A 25,503-nucleotide genomic window follows, 5' to 3' on the forward strand; every position below is an offset into this window, starting at 1 on the left:
AAACCCACCGCTTGTCTCCCTCTCCGTCGAACCCCACCGCTTCTCTGCCGAATCGCCCCTTAACCGTCGCCGTGCTCGGTGCCAGTGGTGCAGTGGGACAGGAGCTTTTGCAGCTGCTGGATGAGCGTGCATTTCCGGTTGGTGAGCTGCGATTGCTTGCTTCAGCCCGCTCTGCTGGAACGACCCAGAGCTGGAAGGGGCAGGAGCATTCGGTTCAGGAAGTGACGGCTGCCTCCTTCGAAGGGGTGGACTTGGTGCTCGCCTCTGCTGGTGGTTCGGTCTCGCGACAATGGCGCCAGGCGATTACTCAGGCCGGCGCCCTGATGGTGGACAACTCCAGCGCCTTTCGCATGGAGGACGGTGTGCCGCTGGTGGTGCCTGAGGTGAATCCGAAGGCGGCCTTCAAGCATCAGGGCGTCATCGCCAATCCCAACTGCACAACGATCCTGCTCACCCTCGCGCTCGCTCCCCTGGCAGCGAAACGACCCATGCGTCGTGTTGTGGTGAGCACCTATCAGTCGGCCAGCGGTGCCGGTGCCCGGGCCATGGAAGAACTTCAGACCCTCAGTCGTGTGGTGTTGGACGGAGGTGAAGCCAAGAGTGAAGTGCTGCCCCATTCCCTCGCCTTCAACCTGTTTCTCCATAACTCGCCGCTGCAAGCCAACAGCTACTGCGAAGAGGAGATGAAGATGGTCAATGAGACCCGCAAGATCATGGATCTCCCTGCGTTGCGTTTCACGGCCACCTGCGTTCGCGTGCCCGTGCTGCGTGCCCACTCAGAGGCGGTGAATGTGGAGTTTGAGCAGCCGTTCCCTGTGGAGGAGGCCCGTGCCCTCCTGGCGGCAGCTCCAGGGGTCGAGCTGATTGAGCAGCCCGAGTGCAACCGTTTCCCGATGCCCACGGATGTGACCGGCCGCGATCCCGTGGCGGTGGGTCGGATCCGTCAAGACATCAGTGATCCCAACGCCCTGGAGTTCTGGCTCTGCGGTGACCAGATTCGCAAGGGCGCGGCCCTCAACGCGATCCAGATTGCCGAACTGCTGATTAACGCATGACCCTCTCCGCAGCCCTCTCTCCCACCCCCTTCGGCCGTCTGCTCACGGCGATGGTCACTCCTTTCGATGCCGACGGCCGGGTTGACCTGGCCTTGGCCGGTCGTCTCGCCCGCCATCTCGTCGACGAGGGATCCGATGGTCTTGTGGTGTGCGGCACCACGGGTGAATCCCCCACCTTGAGCTGGCAGGAGCAGGTGCAGCTGCTGGAGGCCGTGCGTCAGGCGGTGGGCTCTGGGGTGAAGGTGCTGGCGGGCACAGGCAGTAACAGCACCGCCGAGGCGGTGGAGGCCACCCGAGAGGCGGCGGCTGCCGGGGCCGATGGGGCCTTGGTGGTGGTGCCTTACTACAACAAGCCTCCTCAGGAGGGGCTGGAGGCCCATTTCCGGGCCGTGGCCGAGGCAGCCCCCGAGTTGCCGTTGATGCTTTACAACATCCCCGGCCGCACCGGCTGTTCGATGGTGCCGTCCACGGTGGCTCGACTCATGGATTGCGCCAACGTCGTGAGTTTCAAGGCCGCCAGTGGCAGCACCGATGAGGTGAGCCAGCTGCGCCTGAGTTGCGGTGCCCGGCTTGCCGTCTACAGCGGGGATGACGCCTTGACGCTGCCGATGCTGGCCGTCGGTGCCGTCGGCGTGGTCAGCGTGGCCAGTCACCTGGTGGGCCGGCGCCTGCGCGCCATGATCGAAGCCCAGCTCAGTGGCCGCAATGCCGAGGCCCTCGGCCTGCATGAACAGTTGCTCCCCTTGTTCCGGGCCCTGTTCGCCACCACGAATCCGATTCCGGTGAAAGCCGCCCTTGAGGCCAGTGGTTGGCCCGTTGGAGCCCCCCGTCTTCCCCTTGTTCCCCTGGAGACCGCCATGCGCGATGACCTGATCCAAACCCTGTCTGCCCTGCGTCAGACCTGACGCCACGGCTGGCCGGCGATCACGCCTTTGTTCTTCGATTCATCTGACATTCATGACTGCTTCGATCTCTACGTCCCGCAATGGCGCGACCGCCGCCCAGGAGCCCTGTCTGCGCGTGATTCCCCTCGGGGGACTGCACGAGATCGGCAAGAACACCTGCGTGTTCGAGTACGGCGATGACCTGATGCTGGTGGATGCCGGCCTGGCCTTCCCGAGCGATGGCATGCACGGCGTGAATGTGGTGCTGCCCGACACCAGTTTCCTGCGCCAGAACCAGAAACGGATCCGGGGCATGATCGTGACCCACGGTCATGAAGACCACATCGGTGGCATTGCCCACCACCTCAAGCACTTCAACATCCCGGTGATCTACGGGCCTCGGCTGGCCCTATCGATGCTCACCGGAAAGATGGATGAGGCCGGTGTGAGCGATCGCACCACCCTGCAGACCGTCGGTCCCCGTGATGTGGTGCGGGTCGGTCAGCATTTCTCGGTGGAGTTCATCCGCAACACCCACTCGATGGCCGACAGCTTCTCGCTGGCGATCACGACGCCTGTGGGCACGATCATCTTCACGGGCGACTTCAAGTTCGATCACACCCCCGTGGATGGGGAGCATTTCGACTTGGCCCGTCTCGCTCACCACGGCGACAACGGCGTGCTGTGCCTGTTCAGCGATTCCACCAATGCCGAGGTACCTGGCTTCTGCCCGCCGGAGCGTTCGGTCTTCCCCAACCTGGATCGTCACATGGCCCAGGCGGAAGGTCGGGTCATCGTCACCACCTTCGCCAGTTCGATTCACCGGGTGTCGATGATCCTGGAGCTGGCCCTCAAGAACGGCCGCAAGGTGGGTCTGCTTGGCCGATCCATGCTGAACGTGATCGCGAAGGCGCGGGAGCTCGGCTACATGCGCGCTCCGGATGATCTGTTTGTGCCGATCAAGCAAATCAATGATGTGCCTGATCGCGAAACCCTGTTGCTGATGACCGGAAGCCAGGGGGAACCGTTGGCTGCCCTGAGCCGGATTTCCCGTGGTGAGCACCCTCAGGTGAAGGTGAAAACCACCGACACGATCATCTTCTCGGCCAGCCCAATTCCTGGAAACACGATCTCCGTGGTCAACACGATCGACCGCCTGATGATGCTTGGGGCGAAGGTGGTCTATGGCAAGGGCGAGGGCATTCACGTGTCGGGCCATGGCTTCCAGGAAGACCAGAAGTTGATGCTGGCTCTCACCAGGCCCAAGTTCTTCGTGCCGGTGCACGGTGAGCACCGCATGCTCGTCTGCCACGCCAAGACTGGTCACTCCATGGGTGTGCCGGAAGACAACACCCTGATCATTGAAAACGGTGATGTGGTCGAGCTCACGGCTGAGTCGATCCGCAAGGGTGATCCGGTCAAGGCCGGTATTGAGCTGCTCGATCAGTCGCGCAACGGCATTGTTGATGCTCGTGTGCTGAAGGAGCGACAGCAGCTCGCCGAAGACGGCATCGTGACGATCCTGGCGGCGATCAGTACGGATGGGGCCATGGTCGCTCCCCCTCGGGTGAATCTGCGTGGTGTGGTGACCACGGCGGATGCCCGCAAGATGTCGCTGTGGACCGAACGGGAAATCAGCTGGGTTCTGGAGAACCGCTGGAAGCAGCTCACCCGCAACACCGGCGGCAAGGCCCCTGAAGTGGATTGGATGGGTGTGCAGCGCGAGGTTGAGGTGGGCCTGGGCCGGCGTATGCGCCGCGAGTTGCAGGTGGAGCCTTTGATTCTTTGCCTGGTGCAGCCCGCTCCCGGTGGCACGCCGGTGTACAAGGGCCGCGCCGATGCCGAGCCTGATGATCGTCCGGCACCCCGGGGCCGCGGTGGCCGTGGCGGTCACGGTGGTGGTGGCCATCACGGCCAGGGGCGTCGCGACCGCGACCGCGCTCCTGCCCCCGTCAAGGCGGTACCGGCTCCTGCAGCTGCGGGCCAGTCAGCTCCAGCGGCGTCGACTCCGGCATCCACTGCCGAGAAGGCTGTCGCGGCCCAGGCTATTGCCACCAAGACTGCTGTTGCCACCAAGGGGGTGGGGGCCAAGCCCGACCCGGATCAGGACATGCCGGCCGGTCGCACCCGCCGCCGCCGTTCGGCGGCGGCCTGAGGGCCGATCAAGACTCAGATCTCCCGCAGTGAGTCAGTCTTGCTGCGGAAGGTGTTGAGCAGCAGCTGCAGATAGCTGACGCTACGCAGCTTGATGTTGGCGGTGAGCGACATGCCCACCTGCAAGGGCAGGCTGCTGCCGTTCTTCAGCTTGAGTTGCTGGCTGTCGAGCTTGATCGTGGCCGGAAAGCGGTACTCCTGGCGGCCCTTCTGGGCGTCGGGGGCGAGGGCATCGGATCCCACCGACGCCACACTGCCTTCCAGTACGCCGAAATCGGTGGCAGGGAAGGAATCAATGCTGATCTCGGCTGGTTGGCCCCTGCGCACGAAACCGATCTTGCTGCTGGGGATTTCCACATCGGCCTCGAGGGTGTTGAACGGCACCACCTTCAGGGCTGGTTCGCCAGTTTGGGCCACAAAGCCTGGCGTGGTGAGCTTGAGGTCGAACACCACTCCATCGACCGGGGCTCGCAGGGACTGGTAGCCGAGGGTCACCTCCGCCTGGGTGATCTGGGAGCGCAGCTGGGCCAGGTCGCTGCGCAGACCAGCGGTTTCGGCATTGATCTGTTCGATCTGCTGGTCAAGCACGCTTTGTTGGCGCCGGCCTTCCACCATCTCCTTGCTCACGCTGCCGCGCAGTTCCTCCACCTTGTTTTGCTGCTGCAGGTACTGCAGTTCTGAGGAGGCGCCTTCTTTGGCCAGTTTGGAGAGACGACTCAGGATCTTCTCTTCGAGGGCAAGACGGGCCTTGAGGTTGCTGATCTGCTCACGGTTGATCTCGTTGCTCCGTGCCTTCTCCTGTTGCTTGAGCAGCAGTTGCTGTTGCTTCTGGGAGAGCTGCTGCTGCTTGAGGCGCTGGGATTCCTGGAGCGACTTCAGTTCTTGGCTGCTGCTCTTCTGATCGAGCTCGATCAGCACCTGGCCTTTCTTCACTCGGTCGCCACCCTTCACCAGGATTGCCTTGACCACACCTCCGGACGGGATCTGAAGGTCTTTGACGTTGCCGACAGGCTCGAGTTTGCCCTGGGCTACCACCACCTCTTCGGTGCGGGCGATCGCCAGCCAGCCGATGCCGATCAACGTGGTGCCGACCAACCCCCAGGTGACGGAGCGCAGCCAGATGCGGTCCTGCTGAAGCACCGATTCGTTGTGGGTGAGGGAACCGGCACGACGCTCGAGCTGATCCTGAGCCTTGCGGATTAAACCACCGATCGGGTTATTGGATTGGAACGGACTCATCTCAACCGGCCTCCTGCTGGCGATACAGCGCGTAGTAGCGACCCCGACGTTCCATCAGTTCGTCGTGACTGCCCACCTCGGCCACCACGCCCAGGTGCATGACCACGATCAGGTCAGCCCGGCGCACGGTGGCGAGGCGGTGGGTGATGAAGAAAACGGTGCAGTCCTGCAGAGCTCCGACGAGGTTGTCGCAGACCCTTCGCTCGGTTTCGTAGTCGAGGGCGCTGGTGGCTTCATCCATCACCAGCAGCTTGGGGTTGCTCAGCAGGGTGCGGGCGATCGCGATCCGTTGCCGCTGTCCGCCGCTGAGGGAGGCTCCGCGTTCACCCACGGGGGTGCTGTAGCCATTGGGCAGACCCATGATGAAGTCGTGGGCATCGGCCAACTTTGCGGCCATCACGATTTCGTCGCTGCCGGCATCGGGCTGGGTGAGCGCAATGTTGTCGCTGATCGAGCCAGAGAACAGCAGGGGGTCCTGGGGCACGATGCCGATCTGGCGGCGCAGGGAGTACAGCTCCACCTTGTCGATGTCGTAGCCATCGATCAGGATCCGACCCTCCTCGGGGGCGTACAGGCGGGGCAGCAATTTCATCAGGGTGCTCTTGCCGCTGCCGCTCTGGCCGACAATGCCCACAAAGGTGCCCGCCTTGACGTGCAGGTTCACGTCTTTGAGAACCGGATCCATATCGGGAAGGAAACGGAAGCTGAGGTTTTCGAAGCTCACGTCCCCCTCGATCGGAGGCAGGGGCACCTTGGCCTTGTCGAGGGCGTCGGATTCCTGGGGGGTGTCGATCACATCGGCGAGACGTTCGAAGCTCACCTTGAGCTCCTGGATGCTTTGCCAGATGCTGGAGAGGCGCAGCAGCGGCTGCGTCACGTAGCCGGAGATGATCCGGAAGGCGATCAGCTGGCCGATGGTGAGTTCTCCGCTCAGCACCAGGGTGGCGCCGACCCAGAGCACCAGCAGCTGCGAGAGCTTTTGCAGCACCTGGGAGGTCTGGTTGAGGACGGTGCCGCTGATCGTTTTCTCGAACGAGCGGTTGATGTAGGTGGCATACAGCTCCTGCCAGGAGAAGCGACTCACCATCTCCACGTTTTGGCTCTTCACGGTCTGAATGCCGGTGAGCACTTCCACCAGATGGCTCTGGGTCTTGGCGTTGGCCTCCGCGGCTTGGCGGTACTGACGGCGGAATAAAGGCGCGCCGATCAGGGTGAGAGCGATCTGAATCGGCAGCACCGCCAGGGCAATCAGGGTGAGCAGCCAGCTGTAGACCACCATCACCACGATGTAAATCACCGAGAAGGCGGCATCGAGAAGCGTGGTGAGTGCCTGACCGGTCAGGAAGTTGCGGATCTTTTCGAGCTCGCTGATCCGGGAGCCCAGTTCACCGACGGGGCGTTTGTCGAAGTAGCCGAGTGGTAAACGGAGCAGGTGATCGATCACTTCGGCGCCGAGGCGTTGATCGATGCGGTTGGTCGTTTCCGAGAACAGGAACGTCTTGAGGCTGCCGAGCACTCCCTCCAGCAGGGTCACGGCCACGAGGGCAATCCCCAGCACCTGAAGGGTGTCGAGACTGCGCTGGCTGATCACCTTGTCGATGATCACCTGGATCAGCAGGGGGTTGGCCAGGGCAAAGAGTTGCACCACGAAGCTGGCGATCAGCACCTGCACGAGCACGCCGCGGTAGCGGCGCAGGGCCGGCCAGAACCAGGAGGGTCCGAAGCTCTGGTTGAGGGTGGCGTTGGAGCGCTCCAGCAGCAGCACATCGAGGCCATCGGGGAAGGCGTCGTCCAGTTGCTCGGGAGCCAGTTCAACGATGCCGTCCCGGGGGGAGGCGAGGACGAGACCGCTTTGGTTGCTGCGTGCCACTAGGGCGAAGCTGCCCCCCCAGGGCACCAGGGTGGGAGTCTGCAGGCGGGTCCCCATGGCGGCGGCAACCCGGGCACCGGACACATGCAAGCCAAGGCCTGCGGCGATCTGGCCGCAGAGGCGCAGATTTGGTTCCTGCCCGCGGCGCGTCATCTCCCGCAGCACCTTTTCGATCGCATCGCGGCGGAAGGGCAGCTTCATGAGTTGCGCCAACATCTGGAAGCAGGCCAGGGTTTCCTGGAGCACGCCCTCGGCGCGGATCAGACGCAACTGATCGAGCAGGTCGGCATCGGGGCTGAAGCGGCTGACCGGTGCTGGACCCGCGGGAGTGGGGACCCGTGCACTGTTTGCCGCTTCTGTCGTCGTGGCAGTGAGCTCGCCGCTGCTGGCTGTTGCTTCGGCGCCCTGCGGTTCGCTGTTGGTGATCTGCTCAACAAGAGCCGTTGGCAGACTGATGAGGCGTGCCGGGAACGGTTGGCTAGCGGGCGGCAGTGCCGATGGATTCAGGCGTTCACCTGGGGTGCAACCGGCCCAGGCCGAGGTCAGAAACACCTGGCGGTTCGATGTCTCTGCCTCTTGGATTGCTGCTGCATCGAGGGGCACCCTTCGGGCTTCTCGCAGGGCTTCTTGGAGCAGTTGTAGAGAGGTGTGGTCGGCCCGGGCGTTGCGCTCCTGCAGATCCTGAATCAGAGCGGTGGTTTCCGAGGCCCAGAGCTGGGCATCACACCAGCGGCGGAAGCTGTCTTCCTCTTGGTAGAGCTCGGCCCAGAGCTCATCGCTGATCGCTGCCGCGGTGAGTGAATCACTGGCGATCAGGTTTTCGACACCCCGACCATTCATCAGGCTCGCCGCACCCAGCACAGCACCGGGCTCAAACTTGCCGAGGGAAAGAAGGCGACCTTGATCCTGGCCGACGAGTCGTGCGCGGCCCTGGATCAGGATCAGCACCCGCCCCGGAATGACGCCGGGTTCCACCAACTGCTGACCAAGCTCAAACGAGAGCAGTTGGGCCTGTTGGAGCACTCGCTCCTGGGCGGCTTTGCTCAGACAGCGGATCGCTTCCTGCCGGATCAGCTGGCCAACGGGTGTCTGGGTCATGACGCAGAACCGTCGCTGTTAGCCTGAAGCGCGCCCAATGTACGGGAGGTTACCTGCTTCACCCACTCCTGAAGCAATTCCATGCTCATTTGATCGGCCATCCGTTCATCGAACGTGGCTGGTGCGAAGCGTTCGAGCCGGGCAACCACCCACCAGCGGTCCACGCTGAAGGGTTCGAGCAGGGCACCTGGCTTGGCGGCTCGCAATTTCTCCGAGAGCACTGGATGGGATTGATTCAGGGGCACCGGCCCCACGACGCCGTTGGTGTTGCGCTCTGTGCCTTGAGAGAAGCGAGCTGCCAACTCGCTGAAATCGGCTTCTCCATGGGCGATGCGCAGATAGAGCTCCTGGGCCTGGGAGCGTCTGTTCAGCCGAAGAAGGCTGTAAACCACACGGTCCAACCGGTTTTTTTCCACGAGGAAACGGGCTTCGGCTTTGGCGCCGAACTGGTCTCGCGCGAGACGACTCATGCGCAGTGGTCGTTCGATCACGTCGCTGGGCACGGCGTCGGCGGTGATCCCCTGCTGGCGGGCGTAGGCCTCCGTTGCAGCCGCCAGCGCTTCAGGGTCGGGCTGGATGTCTCGGATCAGTTCGCTAACCAGCATTCGTTCGATCAGGGCTTCGAGCAGGTTGTGCTCGCGGAGGAGATCGAGCCCCGCACCACCGATCAGTAGCTGCAGATCGGGAAGGGTTGGGTTAAGCACGCCAGAGTCTGATCTGGGCGAACAATACTCAGCACAATCGGTCTTGCTTGCGATGGGTCGCGTGCAGCCACCCTTGATCTTGTTGCTGGGGATGCATCGCAGCGGCACCTCCCTGTTAGCGGGTCTCCTGCAGCGGTTGGGGGTGGCGCTGCCAGGCACCTTGATCGCCGCCGACGCCCACAACCCCTCGGGGTATTTCGAGTGGCGGGAGGTGGTGGATCTGCAGGAGCAGTTGCTGATGGATCTGGAGCGCTGGTGGCCCGCGGCGGAGGGACTGCGTCCCTTGCCGGAGGGCTGGCTCGACCATCCAGCAACACGAGCGGCAGCCGCGCAGTTGCAGCGTTTGCTCAGTGTGGAACAGGCGCGCCAGCAGGGCCCATGGCTGATCAAGGATCCACGGAGCTCACGGCTGCTGCCTCTCTGGCTTGGCTTGGCTGCGGCCCTGGAGCTGCCTCTGCACCTGGTGCTGTCGATCCGAGATCCGGCGGAGGTGGTCACGTCACTCATGCGTCGCGATCGGGTGGCGACGGGGATGGATGCGTTGCGCGCCCAGCGGCTTTGGTGGTTGCACAACCAGGAGGTGCTGGCGGCACTGCCGCCAGGCCAGGCGCTGACGTTCGTTGATTACAGCGCTTGGTTCAGCTCTCCGGAGCAGCAGCTCGAGCGCCTGCTGACGGCTCTACCCGAGCTACAGCCAAGGGAAGAGCAACGGTTGCAGGCCCTGGCTCTGATCGATCCACGCCTGCAGCGCAGTGGACGCACGCCGCTCCAGGCCAGGGCTTTGGATGAACCGATTGAGGCGGGGTGTCGCCGTTTGCTGGCAGGGGCGCGGTCGCTGCAGCCCTGGCCTGGAGCAAGGATTCCGTCGCTGGAGCAGCAGGATCCAGAGTTTGCTGCTGGCGATCTGGCAGATCCCCATGGATGGCAAGCCTGGTGCGACCGGCATCACAGCTGGCCAGCCCCCCGCCGCCATCCGCCCTTGCCTGTGGGCAATTGTGTGCATGTGCATGTGCATGTGCATGTGCATGTGCATGTGCTAGGGCGTTCCCGCTGGAAACCGCGCCTTGGACGCTGGCTCAGACGGTTACCGCTCAGCGTTTGCCCTGAAGCATCAACGCGGCGGATAGCTCTGAACTTTTCCGTGCCCGCTCCAGCAGCGGCGCAGCAGTGGCGCAGCAGTGGCAGCAACAACTGGCGCAGGCGGAGCTGATCTGGGACCCGGATCCATCCCGGGTGCGGCTGCTGCGCGCCCTTGGTTATCCCGCCTACTGGTTGGATCCAGCGGCTCCGCCTCACCGATGTCCGCGTCGATCTCTTAGGCCGTTCTTTAAGTCAAAGGGCCACCGATTCTTCAGAATCCGCAGCAGCGAACCGGGCTTCAGCAGTTGTGATCCCGAGTCGTGAGCTCAGCTTCATTCGCCACCACGATCTTGGTGCCGTCGGCGTTGAAGCTGAGGGAGTCGGGAAGGGTGCCCACCACCACGTTGCCGATGTTGCGGATCTTGGTGCTTGAGCCGTTGCCGCTCAGCTTGTAGAAGACCACCAGGCCAGCGTCTTCCCGGGATTCCTTGCCGGCGATCGCCACGGCAGCCAGGTCACCATTCACGGTGACGCTCTGGGCATCGCCATCGAGGGTGTAGCTCTTCACCAGCTTCGGGGAGCTGGGGTTGGAGAGGTTCACTACGGCCAGCTGATTGCCACCGGTGATCACCAGGGCGACCTTGTGGTCTGCGGCGTAAGAGACGATTTCGGCGCCGCCGAGGTCGATGGAAACTGTGGCCATGGTGGAAGGAAGGGGGACGATTTGGTTGCTGTTGCTGAGACCGCTGTTGATGATGCGGTTGTCGTCATCAACGCTCTAGGTCTGAGGCGTAAAGGATCTGAAGTGAAGAAGCCTTGAAGCGCCAGATCTTGCGGCATCAGAAACAAAACTTGCCCAACCTTGTAAGTGTTCGCTTCAGCAAGCGTGTTTTCAACTACATGACGATGTAGCAATCGCTACGTCACGTGTTCGCCGTTGTCTTTGGGCTGATCGCTACAGCCTGTAGCGGAGCAGGAAGGGGCTGAGATCCATGGTGCTTGGCTCCGGTTGAGCGTCCTGGTGCATCACAACCTCCTGCTCTGGGGTGGGCTCTAGGGGTTCGCTGCGCGTGCTTCTGGATTGACCTGTTGACGGAGAGTCCAGCCACGGGGTGGCAGCCATGACACCGATGGCTGACGGTTGCAGGTGGCTCGTAGCGGCATCGGCGCTCAGGAATGGATCTTGGATTAGGGCGTGTGACTGCTCTTTGCTGACACTGGCTGTGGCTGCAGGAAGGCAGCGCTCGAAGCCTTGCTCAGCCAGCTCTCGAAGGGTCTCCGGTGGCTGGCAGCTCAGCACCCGCTGGTAGTGAGCCTCAGCCGCCGCTGGATCCTGGAAGCCATGGAACTCGATGTGGCCCAGCAGCAGTGAGAGCACAGCTCGCCAAGCGATCAGGGCCTCGTCGGAACGACCCTCCGCTTCCGCTGTATTGAGTTCGTCCAGAAGGGTGGTGCTCAGATCCTTCGCCTGGGGATAGTTCCCTTCCCCATAGGCCTGTTCGGCGCTCAGGTAGCGCTGCTGAAAGTCGGCATCCAAGGCGGTTCAGGGGCGCTGTTCCAGTTGTAGGGCGTCTGCACGCCAGTGGATCCTCCAGCCTGCGCTCAGATCGCGGCCAGCGGCGGGGCTGCCGGTCGCTGTCGCTTGGGCCAGCTCTTCCAGTTGGGAGGCGGTGAGCGGTGGCACCCCCCTGACCCGCAGCCAGTGGGCCAGCAGGGTGCGGCGGGTTTCGAGCGGGAGGCTGCCGAAACGGCGGCGGTCGAGAGATCCCTCCGTCACGCTCAGGTGCTCCAGGGCCAAAGCGTTCAGGCTCGCTTGGGTGTCCTGCAGTTGGGACATCCGCTCCGCCAGCTCCGCCAGTCGACCGCTGCAGCCCGGGTGCAATTGCTCCAGCACCGGCAGCACCTCGGCGCGAATGCGATTGCGGGCATAGGCCGGATCCCGGTTGCTGGGGTCGTCCCAGATCGGCAGCGCCAGCTCGCTGCAGACCCTGGCGGTGTCGGCGCGGCTGAAGTCCCGTAGGGGACGGATCAGCTGCAGATCGCTTCCCTCGAAAAGTCTTCGGCTGTGGCGTTGGCTGCCCAGCCCGGCAAGATCACTGCCGCGGGCCAGTTGCAGCAGCAGGGTTTCGGCTCGGTCACTGGCGGTGTGCGCGCTGATCACGATCTGGCAGGGGTGGTGGGGGTAGAGGCCGCTGAGCCGTTCGGCTTCGGCGGCGAGTGCGCCATAACGCCAAGCTCGGGCACCGGCTTCGCTGCGCTCAGGGTTCTCCAACGCGGCACGCCCTACAGCCAGATCCAGACCCTGAGCACTGCACCAGGTCTGCAGTTCCTGAGCGATTTGGCTGGATCCCGCATGCCAGCTGTGGTCGCCATGCCAGAGATGCAGCTGCCAGTGATGCAGAGGCTGCAGGCCCCGCAGGAGGGCCAGCAGGGCCATCGAGTCTTGGCCACCGGAGAGGGCCAGCAGCAAACGGCTGCCCCGGGGGAGCATCGCCGGCTGTGCCAGGAGCCGGCGATGCAGGCGGTCGTGCCAGGGAGTCCAGCCCATCGGGTGCGGCCTGCGTGCGGTGGGAGAATCAAGGCATTCGATTCCAAATCATGACCCGCCTCAGCTCCCTGCCTGCTGCCCTGAGTGCGCGCCTTGCGCAGCGTTCGGCCCTGAAGGTGATCGCCGGTCTGATGAACTTTGATGCCGACTCCGTTGCCCGGGTGGCCCGCGCTGCTGGCTTGGGTGGTGCTGATCTGATCGATGTGGCCTGCGATCCCGCGCTGGTGGCCCTGGCGATCCGCGAATCCGGTGGCGTGCCCGTGTGTGTGTCGTCGGTTGAGCCCGAGCTGTTTGTGGCAGCGGTGGCGGCCGGTGCGCAGATGGTAGAGATCGGCAACTTCGATGCCTTCTATCCCCAGGGCCGCATCTTCGGTGCGGCTGAGGTGCTGGAACTCACCCGCCAGACCAGGGCTCTGTTGCCGGAGGTGGTGCTGAGCGTGACCGTGCCCCACGTGCTGCCGATGGATCAGCAGGAGCAGCTCGCGGTGGATCTGGTGGAAGCCGGTGCCGACCTGATCCAGACCGAAGGCGGCACGAGCGCCAAGCCCTTCAGCGCCGGCAGCCTCGGCTTGATCGAGAAGGCCGCCCCCACGCTGGCGGCCGCCCACAGCATCAGCTCTGCTCTGCAACAGGCCGGTCTCGAGGCCCCTGTGCTCTGTGCTTCCGGCCTCTCGGCCGTGACTGTGCCGATGGCGATCGCTGCCGGTGCCGCGGGTGTGGGTGTGGGTTCGGCTGTGAACCGCCTCAACGATGAGCTGGCGATGGTGGCCGTGGTGCGTGGCCTGCGTGAGGCGCTCGGCAGCGCCATCATCACTCGGGTGTGATCACTCAACTGGTCAGCTTGATGGGGTGTCTCTAGCGTTCGGTCAGCCATGCTCTGCCCGCGATGAACACCCTCGGCTGGTTGCTCCAGTGGCCGATCCGTGCGCTGGTGTTGTTGCTGGTGGCGGCGCTGCCCCTTGGGGTGGAAATGGCCAACTTCGGTACGGCCCTCTGGGCGGCGATCCTGATCGGCCTGCTCGGCACCTTGCTGATCGGGCCCCTCAAGCTGCTGTTGGGGCCCGCCTGGCCATCACTTCCCTGGGAGGGTTGATCTCGCCGGTGTCGTTTCTGTTCAACTGGCTGATCACCGTGATTCTGTTTGGCCTAGCGGCCTGGTTGATCACTGGTTTTCGTCTGAAGAACGGCCTGTTCAGCGCGATCCTTGGGGCGGTGGTGTACAGCCTGATCAGCGCCTTCGTGCTGCGGGCCCTGGGGCTTCAGGCCGCCAATTGATCGAGCACCTGGCGGGCCCTTTGCACCACGGGCTGGGGCACGCCGGCTAGCCGGGCGGCCTCGATGCCATAGCTGCGGCTGGCACCACCGGCCTGCACCCGATGCAGAAACACCAGGTCATCGCCGGTTTCTTCCACCAGCACCTGGAAGTTGGCCACATTCGCTCGCTCCGCCGCCAGGTTGTTGAGCTCGTGATAGTGGGTGGCAAACACCGTGCGCGCCTGCAGATCCCCGGCCAGGTGTTCGCTCACGGCCCAGGCGATCGAGAGGCCATCGAAGGTGGCGGTGCCCCTGCCGATTTCATCGAGCAGCACCAGGGAGCGATCGCTGGCGTGATGCAGGATGTTGGCGGTTTCGGCCATTTCCACCATGAAGGTGGACTGGCCGGCGGCGAGATCGTCGACGGCACCCACGCGGGTGAAGATGCGATCGGCGATGCCGACCACGGCTGCCTGGGCCGGCACCCAGCTGCCGGTCTGGGCCAGCAGCTGGATCAGGCCGATCTGTCGGAGATAGCAGCTCTTGCCGCTGGCATTCGGTCCGGTGAGCACCACCAGATCGGTGCCATCGCCCAGGTGCACGTCGTTGGCGGTGAAGTTGCGCTCCACCAGCAGCTGCTCCACCACGGGGTGCCGACCGGCGGTGATCTGCAGCTCGCGGCCATCGCTGATTGTTGGCGCGCACCAGCGGCTTGTGGCCGCCACCTCCGCGAGGCCACCCACCGCATCGAGGGCCGCCACGGCTCGGGCGGCCTGACGGATCGGAGCGGCCATGGCACCCACCTGCTCCCGTAGCTGGCAGAACAGCTCGTACTCCCGCTGGCAGGCGCGGGCCCGCAGCTGGAAGATCGTGCCTTCCCGCTGCTTGAGTTCGGGAGTGATGAAGCGCTCCTCATTGGCGAGGGTCTGACGCCGGATCCAGTGATCCGGAACGTCAGCGGCTTTGGCTTTGCTCACCGCCAGGAAATAGCCGAAGGTGCGGTGATACTGCAGGCGCAGATTGGCGTTGCCGCTGGATTGGCGCTCGAGACGCTCTTGTTCCGCCAGCCAAGCGTCTTGATCATCGAGCTGGTTGCGCAGCCCATCGAGCAGGGGATCGACGCCGTCGTGGATCAGGCCGCCTTCGCTGAGCGACAGGGGTGGGGTCTCGATCAGGGCATGGCGTACCGCTTGAGCCAGCTCCGCTAAGGAAGGATCCGGGGTGCAGAGATTCCGCAGCCACTCGGGGTGCCGATCGTTGAGTTCACCGTTGAGCCGCGCGGCCAGCTGGGGCAGCCGCTCAAGCCCATCGGCAATCGCCACCAGATCACGGGCGCCTGCATGGCCGGCACCGGCCCGGCCGGCGAGCCGCTCCAGGTCGCCCATCGGTCGCAGCAGCCGGCGCAGGGCCTGGCGCAGGTTGCGCTGCTCCACCAGCAGTGTCACCACAGCCTGGCGTTGCTGGATGGCGATGAGGTTCATCAACGGCGCTTCGATCCAGCGGCGCAGGCAGCGCCCACCCATGGCCGTGTGGGTGCGATCGACGGCCCAGAGCAGGGAGCCCTGCAGCTGTCCATCCCGCTGGGTGGCGGTGAGCTCCAGGTTGCGTCGGGTCTGGGCGTCGAGCATCAGGGCTTCACCGCTGTGCACGATGGCGGGCACCTCAAGGGGCACGCTCAGGTCGTCCTCCAGGGGCTGGGTGTCGCGCAGGTAGCGCAGCAGTCCGCCGACGGCTCGCAGGGCCAGGGGCAGATCCCCCAGGCCGAGGCCATCCAGACTGGCCAGGCGGTAGTGATCCAGCAGGGTCTGCTCCGCCTGCGGACGGCTGAAGGGGGTGGTGGCCATCGGCGTCAGCCGCAGGCGCTGGGGGCACCATGAGGGGCTGGCGTCGTCGTCTGCTGATGGGGCCCAGAGCAGCTCAGCAGCCTCCAGTTGGCTCAGCCGTTGGTGCAGGCCAGCACTACCGGTTTGCTCCATCACCTGCACCTCACCGGTGCTCACATCGGCGTGGGCCAGACCCCAGCGGAACGGTTGCTTGCCCTTGGCTGGCTCCACAACCACGGCCGCCAGCCAGTTGTTGCGGCGGGCCTGGAGCATGCCCTCCTCGAGCACGGTGCCCGGGGTGAGCACACGGGTGATGTCGCGTTTGAGCAGAGCGCCTTTGGCGGGGGTGGTCTCCAGCTGGTCGCAGAGGGCTACGGAGTAGCCGCGGCGAATCAACTCGGAGCAGTAGCGCTCCGCGGCGTGATGGGGAATGCCGGCCATGGGCACACGGCCAATCGCTTTGCCGCCCTCCTTGCCGGTGAGGGTGAGTTCGAGCACCCGCGAGAGTTCAACTGCATCGTCGAAAAAGCACTCAAAGAAATCTCCGAGCCGGTAGAGCAGTACGCGCTCGGGGTGGGCGGCCTTGAGCTCCACGTAGTGGCGCAGCATCGGTGTGAGCTGCAGGGGGTCCACCTGGCTGTGGTGGGCCCAGGCCGGTTCGTCGCTGATTGCGTCGCTCTCAGGCTGGCTCGTGGTGCTGACTGCTTCAGGGTCGAGTTCGGCGCTTCGTTCGCGGCGCTGGCGCGGCCGTTGGCTGGCATCAGCGCTCAGGCTGGCATCACTGAGGTCTGCGGTCGCTGAAGCGTCCTGGCTGGCGCCCGCTCGCTGCTGGGGTTGCTCGGCTGGCTCAGGCGCTCCAAACAGATTGCCTTGCAGAGCCTGTTCTGGAGGTTGGGCGGCGGACCGTGGCATGGAGGCGAGTCCGGCGTGAGCAACGACGGGATCGTACCGATCCCGCCCTGGCTGCTTCCAGGTTTTCACTGTTCTCCCATCCCCCGTAACCTGAACGACCGGCCGTTGGCACCCGACGTCATGCCCGCCTACGAGCTCTCGGCGCCCTATTCACCCAAGGGTGATCAACCGACGGCGATCAAGCAGTTGGTGCAAGGGGTCAACGGTGGTGAGCGCTTTCAGACCCTGCTCGGGGCCACGGGCACGGGTAAGACGTTCACGATGGCGAATGTGATCGCCCAGACCGGCCGGCCGGCGCTGGTGCTCGCCCACAACAAGACGCTGGCGGCCCAGCTGTGCAACGAGCTGAGGGAGTTCTTCCCCCACAACGCCGTCGAATACTTCATCTCCTATTACGACTACTACCAGCCGGAGGCCTACGTCCCGGTCAGCGACACCTACATCGCCAAGACGGCGTCGATCAATGAGGAGATCGACATGCTGCGCCACTCGGCCACCCGTTCGCTGTTCGAGCGTCGCGACGTGATCGTGGTCGCCTCGATCAGCTGCATCTACGGCCTGGGCATCCCAAGCGAATATCTCAAGGCGGCGGTGAAGTTTGAGGTGGGCGACACCTTGAACATCCGCAGCCAGCTGCGGGAACTGGTCAACAACCAATACAGCCGCAACGACACGGAGATCGCCCGCGGGCGCTTTCGGATCAAAGGTGATGTGCTTGAGATTGGCCCCGCCTACGAAGACCGGCTGGTGCGAATCGAGCTGTTCGGTGATGACGTGGAGGCGATCCGCTACGTGGATCCCATCACTGGCGAGATCCTCCAGAGCCTGGAGTCGATCAACATCTACCCCGCCAAGCACTTCGTTACCCCTAAGGACCGACTGGACACAGCGATCAAGGCGATCCGCACGGAGTTGCGTGATCGTTTGGATGTGCTCAACACGGAAGGCAAGTTGCTCGAGGCGCAAAGGCTCGAGCAACGCACCACCTACGACCTGGAGATGCTCCAGCAGGTGGGCTACTGCAATGGGGTGGAGAACTACGCCCGCCACCTGGCCGGCCGCGAGGAGGGCACCCCGCCGGAGTGCCTGATCGATTACTTCCCTGACGACTGGCTGTTGATCGTGGATGAGAGCCACGTGACCTGCTCGCAGCTGCAGGCGATGTACAACGGCGACCAGGCGCGTAAGAAGGTGCTGATCGAGCACGGATTCCGTTTACCCAGCGCGGCGGACAACCGCCCGCTCAAGGGGGAGGAGTTCTGGACGAAGGCGCGTCAGACCGTGTTTGTGAGCGCCACGCCGGGGGACTGGGAGCTGAAGGTGAGCGATGGTCAGGTGGCTCAACAGGTGATCCGGCCCACGGGGGTGCTGGATCCAATCGTGGAGGTGCGGCCGACGACGGGCCAGGTGGATGACTTGCTCGGCGAGATCCGCAGCCGGGCGGCCAAGCAACAGCGGGTGCTGGTGACCACCCTCACCAAGCGGATGGCGGAGGACCTCACGGATTATTTGGCCGAAAACGAGGTGCGGGTGCGTTACCTGCACTCGGAGATCCACTCGATCGAGCGGATCGAGATCATTCAGGATCTGCGCCTTGGTGAATACGACGTGTTGGTGGGGGTGAACCTGCTGCGGGAAGGCCTGGACCTGCCGGAGGTGTCGCTGGTTGCGATCCTCGATGCCGATAAGGAGGGTTTCCTGCGGGCGGAGCGCTCACTGATCCAGACGATTGGCCGCGCGGCTCGGCATGTGGAGGGGGTGGCGCTGCTCTATGCCGACAACATGACCGACTCGATGGCCAAGGCGATCGAGGAAACCGAGCGCCGCCGCAAGATCCAGCACGCTTACAACGAGAAGCACGGGATCGTGCCGACGGCGGCGGGCAAGAAGGCGAGCAATTCGATCCTCAGCTTCCTGGAGCTGTCCCGCAAACTCAAGACCGATGGTCCCGATGCGGATCTGGTGCAGGTGGCCGGGAAGGCGGTGAAGGCTCTGGAGGATGACACCGACGGCATGGCCCTCGATGCCCTGCCGGAGCTGATTGAGCAGCTCGAAGCGAAGATGAAGGAGGCGGCCAAGAAGCTCGACTTCGAGGAGGCGGCGAACCTCCGGGATCGGATCAAGCAGCTGCGTCAGAAGCTGGTGGGGAGCGGTTGAAGCGCCGCTCAGTCGTCAACCCCCCAGCGGTGATTCGGTGCCCTGTGCTTCATGGCGCAGGCTGCCGCCGAGCCCGAAGCCGGCGTGCACGGCCTGCAGGGCGGCAATCCCATCGGCTTCCGCCACCACGCAGCTGGTGCGGATCTCACTGGTGGCGATCAGTTCGATGTTGAGGCCGGCATCCGCCAGGTAGCGGAACATGCGGCCGGCGGTCCCGGCGGTGGCGGGCATGCCAGCACCCACGGCGCTCACCCGGGCGATGGCTGGTCCGTCTTCCAGTAAGGCTCCAGGCCACTGGGCCAGCAGGGCACTGAGGGCCTGGTCGGCGGCGATTCGGTCCTCGCGTTTGAGCGTGAAGCTGATGTCGCGGCTGCCATCGCTGTGCTGCCGCTCCGACTGCACAATCGCATCGATGCTGATGCCGGCATCGGCCAGGGCCGAGCAGAGGGTTGCAGCCGTGCCGGGCCGGTCTGGGACGTGGCGCACGCTCACCTGCGCCTGATCGCGGTCAAGGGCGACACCGCGCACCTCCGGCTCTCCGGCGCCGGTGGCGGGGGGGTTGATCTGTAGCTGCTGCTCGGCCAGTTCGAACGCCTCGCTCACGGCCCGCAGCGCTTTGCCGCCGAGGGAGGCATCGATGACGCAGCTCACCTTCACCTCGCTGGTGGCGATCAGGCGCAGGTTGATCCCCACTCGCGAGAGGGTGTCGAAGAGACCGGCGGCGATGCCGGGGCGACCCATGATCCCGGCGCCGCTGATGCTCAGTTTGCTCATGCCGCCCTCGGCCACCAGCTGGCCGCCCATGGAGTCCACCAGCTCAGTGCAGATCCGGCGGGCCTTGTCTAGATCCGCTTCCGCCACGGTGAAGGTGATGTCGTTGCTGTTGCCTTCGTGGGTGGCCTGGATGATCAGGTCCACATTCACGCCGCCGGCTGAGAGGGCTTCGAACAGGCGGGCGGCCACTCCGGGTTGGTCGGGCACATGGGAGAGGGCGAGCACGGCCTGCTGTTCCAGCAGTTCGGCTCCATCCACGGGCCGGCCCAGTTCCAGGCCCTCGCGGCCGATCGGGCGGGCGCTGCGGCTCGTGAGGGTGGTGCCGGGCGCATCGCTCCAGCTAGAGCGCACCACCAGGGTGACGCCGTAGTTGCGGGCGATCTCCACGGCGCGGGGGTGAAGCACGGCGGCGCCGAGGCTGGCGAGCTCGAGCATCTCGTCGCAGCTCACCTGCCCCATCAGCTGGGCATCGGCCACCTTGCGCGGATCAGTGGTGAGCACGCCAGGCACATCGGTATAGATCTCGCAGGCATCGGCGCCGAGTGCTGCGGCGAGAGCCACGGCGGAGGTGTCGGAGCCACCGCGGCCAAGGGTGGTGATTTCAGCGGCGCCGCCACTGCTCTGGCTGGTGCCCTGAAAACCGGCCACCACCACCACCTGGCCTTCGCCAAGACGACTGCGGAGGCGCTCGGTGCGCACCTCGAGGATGCGGGCGCGGCCATGGGCAGATTCGGTCACGATGCCCACCTGGGCGCCGGTCATTGAGATGGCGGCAATGCCGAGCTCATGGAGGGCCATCGAGAGCAGGGCAATCGATACCTGCTCACCGGTGGCCAGCAGCATGTCCATCTCCCGCTGGGGCGGGTTGCTGCTGATGGCGCGGGCCTTCGCGGTGAGTTCGTCGGTGGTGTGACCCATGGCCGACACCACGATCACCAGGTCATGGCCCTCTTCCTTACAGGCGGCGATGCGCCTGGCTACGGCCTGGATGCGCTCCACGCTGCCGACGGAGGTGCCGCCGAACTTCTGCACCAGCAGGGCCATCCATGCCGCTTCATACCGGAGGCGATTGTCTCACTGGGTCAACCCAACAGGTCTGTTCAACCCAACAGCCTTGTTTAACCCAACAGCCCGTCGCGGAAGGCATCGCCGGGCTGGGCACCGCGCTTGAGCGCTGCTTCCACATCCAGGAGCCGGCCCAGCAGCTTCAGGCAGCGGGTGGGAGGCCGGCCTTTGAGTTGCTTGCGCATCACATAGATGCGCTTGGGGTTGCCGATGCCGGCGGCCTTGGCGATCACGTTGGCGTCCCGTTCTCCCTGTTGCTCCAGCAGGCTCACCCAGAGCCAGCCGCGGATCTGCCCGGTGAGGGTGGCGACGATGCGCAGGGCTGGTTCGCCCGCTTCGATCAGGCCATCGAGGCGGCTGATCGCATCGCCCACATGGCCCTCCAGCAGCGCATCCCCCACTTGCAGGGCATTGCTGGCCTGGCCCTCGATCAGGCTGCTCACCGCGGCGGCGGTGATCGCTTTGAAGCCGCTGCTCTCGGCATGGAGGGCGAGTTTCTGCAGCTCCATGCTCAACCGGGCGCTGTCGCTGCCGATCGCATCGATCAGGGCGTCCACGGCAGCCGGTTCCAGCTGGAGCTCAAGTTCAGCGGCGGTGCGCTCCACCAGTTGCCGCTGGCCAGCCCCGTCCCACACCGCTGGCAGTTGGAAGCTCCGCTCGCTGGCAGCGCCCGCTTTCACCAGTTTCTGCAGGGCCTTGGTCGTGCGCAGCCGCCCGTCGGGTTTGGATGGGTTGCAGAGCAGCAGATGGCAGTGGTCTGGAATCAGCTCCAGGCCAGCTTCGAAGCGATCGGCCAGTTCGCTCGGGCAGGCATTGCAGAAGGGCGAGCGCTGCAGCAGCACCAACCGGCCACCGCTCCCGAAGGGAGGGGTGCGCGCTTCTTCCAGGGCCTGCTGGGCCTGACCGGCTTCAGCGCCATCGAGGCGGCTCAGATTGATGCTGCTCCAGCTCGGGTCCACCACCTGATCGATCAGGCCGTTCACCGCCCGCTCGAGCGCGGCGCTGTCATCACCCCAGAGCAGGTGGATCGGCATGGGGGCACCCGCAGGGTTGCTGTGGGTCGATGATGCCGGAAGTGAGCGCGACTGCCCTGGCCAGCGACCATCCGATCTTCACGGAAAGCATCCGTCGCATTCGAGCGCTGCTGGGGGAGACCGGGCTTGACCCGTTGCAACAGCAGGTGCTGGAGCGCCTGGTGCACAGCAGCGGTGATCCGGATCTGGCGCCCCTGCTGCGGTTCAGCTCGCAGGCCTGTGAACGGGGTCTGGCGGCGCTTAAGGGCGGAGCTGTGATCCTCACGGACACGGCGATGGCCAGCGCGGCGGTGGCGCCAATGGCCTCGCGCACCCTGGGCAACCCGGTGCGTTGTTTGCTCGATTGGGCTCCAGAGCACTCACCCCAGGGATCAACCCGTTCAGCGGCGGCGATGCAGAGCGCCTGGCCAGAGCTCACCCAGGCAGCTGCAGCCGCTGCTCAGCCCTTGCCCATCGTTTTGGTGGGCAGTGCGCCCACGGCCTTGGAGCAGTTGCTGGATCAAGTTGCCGAGGGTGAACCGGCTCCGAGTTTGCTGATCGGCATGCCGGTGGGGTTTGTGGGGGTGGCCGAAAGCAAGCGGCGGCTGGCGGCCAGTGATTTGGATCAGATTCGCCTCGAGGGCAGCCGTGGTGGCGCCGGCCTGGTGGGGGCAGCGGTGAATGCGCTGCTCAGGGCGGCCAGCTCAGATCTGTCGTAGGGGAATCGGTCTTTCTGCGCCGTCGGCTCCACCACAAGCTGTAACGCTTCCTCCGGCTGCTTGCCCGCCTGCCGCCGGCCCCGTGTGAGAATCACACCACCGACCCGGCGTCGACCCTCCCATGCAGATCCTGAACACCCTCACCGTGCTGGCCCTGGTGGTGATGTCTTTCGCCTTGATCGTGGGCGTGCCGGTGCTTTACGCCTCCAGCGAAGACAGTGGCCGCTCCAATCGCCTGATCCTGCTGGGCAGCATCGTCTGGGTGGCGCTAGTGCTGGTGAACTGGGGAATGAGCTTTTTTGTAGTCTGATCCCTGCGATCAGCCTCAAAGTTCTTGGTTATGACGACGCTTCTACCCGCTGGGTGGGAGCATGGGAGAAGCGCGTTTCGGCTCTATGGCCACCTTCGAAGGACGTTTCACAGATGCGCAGGGTCTGCGCATCGCCGTGGTGGTGGCTCGTTTCAATGATCTGGTGACCGGCAAGCTGCTGAGTGGATGCCTGGATTGCCTTGGCCGCCATGGGGTTGATACCTCCGCTGAGAGCAATCAGCTCGATGTGGCCTGGGTGCCGGGGTCGTTTGAGCTGCCCGTGGTGGCGCAATCGTTGGCGCGCAGCGGTCGCTACCAGGTGCTGATCACCCTGGGTGCGGTGATCCGCGGCGACACGCCCCATTTCGATGTGGTGGTTGCAGAAGCGAGCAAGGGCATTGCCAGCGTGGCGCGCGACACTGGAGTGCCGGTGATTTTTGGAGTGCTCACCACCGACACGATGCAACAGGCGCTGGAGCGGGCCGGCATCAAGAGCAATCTTGGTTGGAGCTACGCCCTGCAGGCCCTGGAGATGGGGAGTCTGATGCGCGCTCTGCCCTCTGGTTGAGCTCTGGATTGACCAACGGCCCCTCGGTGGTGCATGCTCATCAAGTCGCGAGGGACACAGCCCCAGCGCCGACCTGCGGATGTAGCTCAGTGGTAGAGCATCTCCTTGCCAAGGAGAGGGTCGAGAGTTCGAATCTCTTCATCCGCTTGCTTTGACTCATTGCCTGCGAACCAGCAATTGCTGGGGTTCGGCGGATCTAAATCCCAGTTGCTGGTAGAAACCCGCACTGTTGGTGGTCATCAGATACACCCGTTCCGCCTGGCGGATCGCTGGAGCACTCAGTAAGGCTTCCACGACACGCCGGCCGAGCCCTCGGCCCTGGAGGTCGCCAGCCACCACCACATCCCAGAGCACGGCCCGGTGGATGCCATCGCTGGTGGCTCGCCCGAAGCCCACCAGGCGCTTGCCCCGCCAGAGGCTGACCACCACATCACTCCCAGCCAGCATCCGTTGCAATTCCTGGAAGCTGCGGTCTTGGGCCCAGAAGGCGTGCTTCTGAAACAGGCGCCGCAGCTTCAGCAGGCCGCGGGTGGGCCGCAGATCTGGTCCCATGCCAAACCAACGCAGCCCAGGGGCTCCGGCTGCATGTTCCACCAGGCAGTAGCGGGTCATCCCGTCATCCTCTTATGCAGCTCGGCCTTCAGCCGCCTCGCCGCTTGAGCAGCGTGAATGGGTCGTAGCGAACGGAGATGCCGAACTCTTCGGCAAACTCCAGCACCCGGCACCAGGCCCGGTCCCCTGCGTCCGATGGCCGCACGATGCCGGTGAGGATCACGGGGGCATTGCCGGTTTGCAGGGTCATCGTGAACAGTGGCCAGCCCACCGACGCCTGCACGCTGTCGTCCCTGTAGGTGGGTGCCACGTCCAGCGATCCGATCAGGATCCGGCGCTGGTTGGCATCCCAGGCGTGGGGGATCCGATAACGCTCCAGCAGTGTGGCCGCCAGCGCCCAGGAGCGGCCCTCGCTGTCGATTGCAACGGCCAGCGCTTCACCGCGGGCTTCGATCGTGGTCGCGCCCTTGAAGCTGAGCTGGCTGGGGGGGCGTGGCGTCTGGCTTGTGCCGCCAGCCATCAGCTCCCGGATCCTTCGCCGCAGCTGCTCACCGCCATCGAGGGGGCCGTTCTTTTCCAGTTGCAGCAGATCCCAGCGCTCACCCGTGCCGCCCCACACCACCGGTCCGTAGTTGTCGTGCATGAGGCGGCCGTCTTTGTTGGAGGCGGCTTCGGCGTGGGTCATCACCCGCTGGATCGTGATGTCTTCGGTGCTCCAGCCCCAGCTCGTGGCGATGGCCGCGGTTTCAGCGCAGAGGCTTTCGAGTTGCGACGGAGTGGGCGGAAGCGTCCAGGGGTCGGGCTGGCCGCCCATGCAGGCGCAGGAGAGGGCCACGGCATTGCTATTGCGCGCCCAGGTGTGGGCCGGCAGATCCACGCTGGTGGCGTGCAGACGGTGCACCCGGCCGTCGCCGCCAATGATCACGTGATAGTGGCCGGGGCGGATCCAGTCGTAGCCCGTGGCGGTCCAGTGCAGATAAATCGTGGCGGCCATGGGCCTCGGCAGGGGTGCGGGCGTTCACTGCAGAGGTAACAACTGCCGCAGGCATTCGGCCACACCGCGGCGGTCGCTATCGGCCAAGGCACCCAGGCCATTGAGGATCAATCGTTCATCCAGGCTGAAGAGTTTGAGCCGCACCCCGCAGGGTTTGGGTAACCCGGTGCCCTCCAACTCTTGGATCGCCCAGTCCATTGGCCAGCTGGAGTTCGTCGCGCTGGTCACCATCGCCAACACCAAATGGCCGCTGTTGATCTGAAAGTGAGGTGCCGATACCACCAAGGCAGGGCGCCGTTTCTGTGTGGTGCGATCGGTGAAGGGAAATGGAACCCTCACCAGTGAAAACGTGGGATAGGGCTCAGTTCTCACAGCTCTGCGAAGGCTTCATCGTCGGCTGCGCTGGCCCAGTCCTGAAGGTTGGCTTCCAGCCCCTGCAGGTAGTCGAGATCAAGGGGCGAGACAACCTTCACCCGTGCTGTGCCGTTGTCCACTTCCCAGGACAAACGATCGCCCTGGCGGAGTCCGAGGGCGTCCCTGACCGCTTTGGGCACCGTCACCTGACCTTTGCCTGTGACGGTGGCGATGTCGATGGTCATGCAGGTGTTTTGATTCCGATAAAGGCAAGTTAGCGGGAATGTGTCCTTACTTCTTACTCCTTACTCCTTACTCCTTGCGTCTTTTGGTCCTGGTCAAAATGGGGCCATGACGGTTCTTGCCCAGCACCATT

At 64.5% G+C, this 25,503-nt stretch carries 22 protein-coding genes, 1 tRNA gene and 1 pseudogene; 11 read left to right on the top strand and 13 right to left on the bottom strand.

The window, feature by feature from the left end:
• Positions 1-11 precede the first annotated feature (11 nt).
• Genes H0O21_RS03805 through H0O21_RS03815 form a run of 3 tightly spaced genes read left to right on the top strand, consistent with a single transcriptional unit; the run spans position 12 to position 4,094 of the window.
• Positions 12-1,055 (top strand): aspartate-semialdehyde dehydrogenase, encoded by a 1,044-nt coding sequence (locus tag H0O21_RS03805; protein ID WP_255441119.1) that lies wholly within the window; start codon positions 12-14, stop codon positions 1,053-1,055.
• On the top strand, positions 1,052-1,960 hold the full coding sequence (dapA, locus tag H0O21_RS03810; protein WP_185190433.1) for a 4-hydroxy-tetrahydrodipicolinate synthase: 909 nt from the start codon (positions 1,052-1,054) through the stop codon (positions 1,958-1,960). Before H0O21_RS03805 ends, dapA begins: the two co-directional genes overlap by 4 nt.
• 52 nt (positions 1,961-2,012) lie before the next feature.
• On the top strand, positions 2,013-4,094 hold the full coding sequence (locus H0O21_RS03815; protein ID WP_185190434.1) for a ribonuclease J: 2,082 nt from the start codon (positions 2,013-2,015) through the stop codon (positions 4,092-4,094).
• Positions 4,095-4,108: 14 nt separating this feature from the next.
• On the opposite strand, the gene H0O21_RS03820 is transcribed toward H0O21_RS03815, so the two are convergent.
• Genes H0O21_RS03820 through H0O21_RS03830 form a run of 3 tightly spaced genes read right to left on the bottom strand, consistent with a single transcriptional unit; the run spans position 4,109 to position 9,004 of the window.
• The gene (locus H0O21_RS03820; protein WP_185190435.1) at positions 4,109-5,332 is read right to left on the bottom strand and encodes an HlyD family secretion protein; all 1,224 of its coding nucleotides are present in this window, start codon (positions 5,330-5,332) and stop codon (positions 4,109-4,111) included.
• Between the two features lies 1 nt (position 5,333).
• Positions 5,334-8,300: an ABC transporter transmembrane domain-containing protein gene (locus H0O21_RS03825; RefSeq protein ID WP_185190436.1), complete on the bottom strand. Its 2,967-nt coding sequence runs from the start codon at positions 8,298-8,300 to the stop codon at positions 5,334-5,336.
• The gene (locus tag H0O21_RS03830; RefSeq protein ID WP_185190437.1) at positions 8,297-9,004 is read right to left on the bottom strand and encodes a peptidylprolyl isomerase; all 708 of its coding nucleotides are present in this window, start codon (positions 9,002-9,004) and stop codon (positions 8,297-8,299) included. The genes H0O21_RS03825 and H0O21_RS03830 overlap by 4 nt, the downstream gene beginning before the upstream one ends.
• A 52-nt stretch (positions 9,005-9,056) precedes the next feature.
• On the opposite strand from H0O21_RS03830, the gene H0O21_RS03835 reads away from it, so the two are divergent.
• Complete coding sequence (locus H0O21_RS03835) at positions 9,057-10,214, top strand: sulfotransferase family protein (protein WP_185190438.1); 1,158 nt, start codon at positions 9,057-9,059, stop codon at positions 10,212-10,214.
• 168 nt (positions 10,215-10,382) lie between these two features.
• Here the strand turns inward: H0O21_RS03835 and H0O21_RS03840 are convergent, their stop codons facing one another.
• From H0O21_RS03840 to tilS, 3 genes are all read right to left on the bottom strand, one after another.
• Positions 10,383-10,787 carry a hypothetical protein gene (locus H0O21_RS03840; protein WP_185190439.1) on the bottom strand — a complete coding sequence of 135 codons (405 nt, stop codon included), beginning with the start codon at positions 10,785-10,787 and terminating at the stop codon, positions 10,383-10,385.
• 252 nt (positions 10,788-11,039) lie between these two features.
• The gene (locus H0O21_RS03845; RefSeq protein ID WP_185190440.1) at positions 11,040-11,621 is read right to left on the bottom strand and encodes a hypothetical protein; all 582 of its coding nucleotides are present in this window, start codon (positions 11,619-11,621) and stop codon (positions 11,040-11,042) included.
• A 6-nt stretch (positions 11,622-11,627) separates the two neighbouring features.
• A complete protein-coding gene (gene tilS / locus H0O21_RS03850; protein WP_185190441.1) occupies positions 11,628-12,632 on the bottom strand; it encodes a tRNA lysidine(34) synthetase TilS in 1,005 nt (334 codons plus the stop codon).
• A gap of 50 nt (positions 12,633-12,682) precedes the next feature.
• Here tilS and H0O21_RS03855 point away from each other — a divergent pair, with 50 nt between their 5' ends.
• A complete protein-coding gene (locus H0O21_RS03855; protein WP_185190442.1) occupies positions 12,683-13,456 on the top strand; it encodes a DUF561 domain-containing protein in 774 nt (257 codons plus the stop codon).
• Positions 13,457-13,518: 62 nt separating this feature from the next.
• Positions 13,519-13,907, top strand: a pseudogene (locus H0O21_RS03860) (phage holin family protein).
• Here the strand turns inward: H0O21_RS03860 and mutS are convergent.
• Positions 13,892-16,621 carry a DNA mismatch repair protein MutS gene (gene mutS, locus H0O21_RS03865; RefSeq protein WP_185190443.1) on the bottom strand — a complete coding sequence of 910 codons (2,730 nt, stop codon included), beginning with the start codon at positions 16,619-16,621 and terminating at the stop codon, positions 13,892-13,894. The pseudogene H0O21_RS03860 and the gene mutS sit on opposite strands and share 16 nt — an antisense overlap.
• 120 nt (positions 16,622-16,741) lie before the next feature.
• Between mutS and uvrB the strand changes: the two genes are divergently transcribed.
• Positions 16,742-18,778: an excinuclease ABC subunit UvrB gene (gene uvrB, locus H0O21_RS03870; protein ID WP_185190444.1), complete on the top strand. Its 2,037-nt coding sequence runs from the start codon at positions 16,742-16,744 to the stop codon at positions 18,776-18,778.
• A gap of 15 nt (positions 18,779-18,793) precedes the next feature.
• On the opposite strand, the gene H0O21_RS03875 is transcribed toward uvrB, so the two are convergent.
• Together H0O21_RS03875 and holA are read right to left on the bottom strand one after the other, a co-directional pair.
• Positions 18,794-20,596 carry an aspartate kinase gene (locus tag H0O21_RS03875; RefSeq protein WP_185190445.1) on the bottom strand — a complete coding sequence of 601 codons (1,803 nt, stop codon included), beginning with the start codon at positions 20,594-20,596 and terminating at the stop codon, positions 18,794-18,796.
• A gap of 74 nt (positions 20,597-20,670) precedes the next feature.
• Complete coding sequence (holA, locus tag H0O21_RS03880) at positions 20,671-21,651, bottom strand: DNA polymerase III subunit delta (RefSeq protein WP_185190446.1); 981 nt, start codon at positions 21,649-21,651, stop codon at positions 20,671-20,673.
• Positions 21,652-21,683: 32 nt separating this feature from the next.
• Here holA and H0O21_RS03885 point away from each other — a divergent pair, with 32 nt between their 5' ends.
• The 4 genes from H0O21_RS03885 (at position 21,684) to H0O21_RS03900 (ending at position 23,374) form a co-directional block, all read left to right on the top strand.
• Positions 21,684-22,349, top strand: a complete 666-nt coding sequence (locus tag H0O21_RS03885) for a precorrin-8X methylmutase (protein WP_185190863.1) — start codon at positions 21,684-21,686, stop codon at positions 22,347-22,349.
• A 121-nt stretch (positions 22,350-22,470) separates the two neighbouring features.
• The gene (gene psbZ, locus H0O21_RS03890; RefSeq protein WP_131455170.1) at positions 22,471-22,659 is read left to right on the top strand and encodes a photosystem II reaction center protein PsbZ; all 189 of its coding nucleotides are present in this window, start codon (positions 22,471-22,473) and stop codon (positions 22,657-22,659) included.
• A gap of 85 nt (positions 22,660-22,744) precedes the next feature.
• Positions 22,745-23,227: a 6,7-dimethyl-8-ribityllumazine synthase gene (gene ribH / locus H0O21_RS03895; RefSeq protein WP_185190447.1), complete on the top strand. Its 483-nt coding sequence runs from the start codon at positions 22,745-22,747 to the stop codon at positions 23,225-23,227.
• A 75-nt stretch (positions 23,228-23,302) separates the two neighbouring features.
• Positions 23,303-23,374, top strand: a tRNA-Gly gene (locus H0O21_RS03900).
• 9 nt (positions 23,375-23,383) lie between these two features.
• On the opposite strand, the gene H0O21_RS03905 is transcribed toward H0O21_RS03900, so the two are convergent.
• From H0O21_RS03905 to H0O21_RS03920, 4 genes are read right to left on the bottom strand one after another with little or no spacing between them, the layout of a single operon-like run.
• Positions 23,384-23,839, bottom strand: coding sequence for a GNAT family N-acetyltransferase (locus H0O21_RS03905; protein ID WP_185190448.1), 456 nt, complete (start codon positions 23,837-23,839; stop codon positions 23,384-23,386).
• Positions 23,840-23,867: 28 nt separating this feature from the next.
• Positions 23,868-24,773 carry an N-acetylmuramoyl-L-alanine amidase gene (locus H0O21_RS03910; RefSeq protein WP_185190449.1) on the bottom strand — a complete coding sequence of 302 codons (906 nt, stop codon included), beginning with the start codon at positions 24,771-24,773 and terminating at the stop codon, positions 23,868-23,870.
• Between the two features lie 24 nt (positions 24,774-24,797).
• A complete protein-coding gene (locus H0O21_RS03915; RefSeq protein ID WP_221625467.1) occupies positions 24,798-25,112 on the bottom strand; it encodes a type II toxin-antitoxin system PemK/MazF family toxin in 315 nt (104 codons plus the stop codon).
• A 29-nt stretch (positions 25,113-25,141) separates the two neighbouring features.
• Positions 25,142-25,372: an AbrB/MazE/SpoVT family DNA-binding domain-containing protein gene (locus tag H0O21_RS03920; RefSeq protein ID WP_185190451.1), complete on the bottom strand. Its 231-nt coding sequence runs from the start codon at positions 25,370-25,372 to the stop codon at positions 25,142-25,144.
• Between the last annotated feature and the right edge of the window lie 131 nt (positions 25,373-25,503).

The organism is Synechococcus sp. HK01-R, assembly GCF_014217855.1.
Taxonomy (GTDB): domain Bacteria; phylum Cyanobacteriota; class Cyanobacteriia; order PCC-6307; family Cyanobiaceae; genus Synechococcus_C.

Coding starts and splice junctions, on each gene's coding strand:
- H0O21_RS03885 (WP_185190863.1), top strand. CDS start 21,684: ATGCCGGAAGTGAGCGCGACTGCCCTGGCCAGCGACCATCCGATCTTC.
- psbZ (WP_131455170.1), top strand. CDS start 22,471: ATGCAGATCCTGAACACCCTCACCGTGCTGGCCCTGGTGGTGATGTCT.
- H0O21_RS03875 (WP_185190445.1), bottom strand. CDS start 20,596: ATGGCCCTGCTGGTGCAGAAGTTCGGCGGCACCTCCGTCGGCAGCGTG.
- tilS (WP_185190441.1), bottom strand. CDS start 12,632: ATGGGCTGGACTCCCTGGCACGACCGCCTGCATCGCCGGCTCCTGGCA.
- uvrB (WP_185190444.1), top strand. CDS start 16,742: ATGCCCGCCTACGAGCTCTCGGCGCCCTATTCACCCAAGGGTGATCAA.
- H0O21_RS03815 (WP_185190434.1), top strand. CDS start 2,013: ATGACTGCTTCGATCTCTACGTCCCGCAATGGCGCGACCGCCGCCCAG.
- H0O21_RS03855 (WP_185190442.1), top strand. CDS start 12,683: ATGACCCGCCTCAGCTCCCTGCCTGCTGCCCTGAGTGCGCGCCTTGCG.
- H0O21_RS03905 (WP_185190448.1), bottom strand. CDS start 23,839: ATGACCCGCTACTGCCTGGTGGAACATGCAGCCGGAGCCCCTGGGCTG.
- H0O21_RS03910 (WP_185190449.1), bottom strand. CDS start 24,773: ATGGCCGCCACGATTTATCTGCACTGGACCGCCACGGGCTACGACTGG.
- dapA (WP_185190433.1), top strand. CDS start 1,052: ATGACCCTCTCCGCAGCCCTCTCTCCCACCCCCTTCGGCCGTCTGCTC.
- H0O21_RS03920 (WP_185190451.1), bottom strand. CDS start 25,372: ATGACCATCGACATCGCCACCGTCACAGGCAAAGGTCAGGTGACGGTG.
- ribH (WP_185190447.1), top strand. CDS start 22,745: ATGGCCACCTTCGAAGGACGTTTCACAGATGCGCAGGGTCTGCGCATC.
- holA (WP_185190446.1), bottom strand. CDS start 21,651: ATGCCGATCCACCTGCTCTGGGGTGATGACAGCGCCGCGCTCGAGCGG.
- H0O21_RS03820 (WP_185190435.1), bottom strand. CDS start 5,332: ATGAGTCCGTTCCAATCCAATAACCCGATCGGTGGTTTAATCCGCAAG.
- H0O21_RS03835 (WP_185190438.1), top strand. CDS start 9,057: ATGGGTCGCGTGCAGCCACCCTTGATCTTGTTGCTGGGGATGCATCGC.
- H0O21_RS03840 (WP_185190439.1), bottom strand. CDS start 10,787: ATGGCCACAGTTTCCATCGACCTCGGCGGCGCCGAAATCGTCTCTTAC.
- H0O21_RS03825 (WP_185190436.1), bottom strand. CDS start 8,300: ATGACCCAGACACCCGTTGGCCAGCTGATCCGGCAGGAAGCGATCCGC.
- mutS (WP_185190443.1), bottom strand. CDS start 16,621: ATGCCACGGTCCGCCGCCCAACCTCCAGAACAGGCTCTGCAAGGCAAT.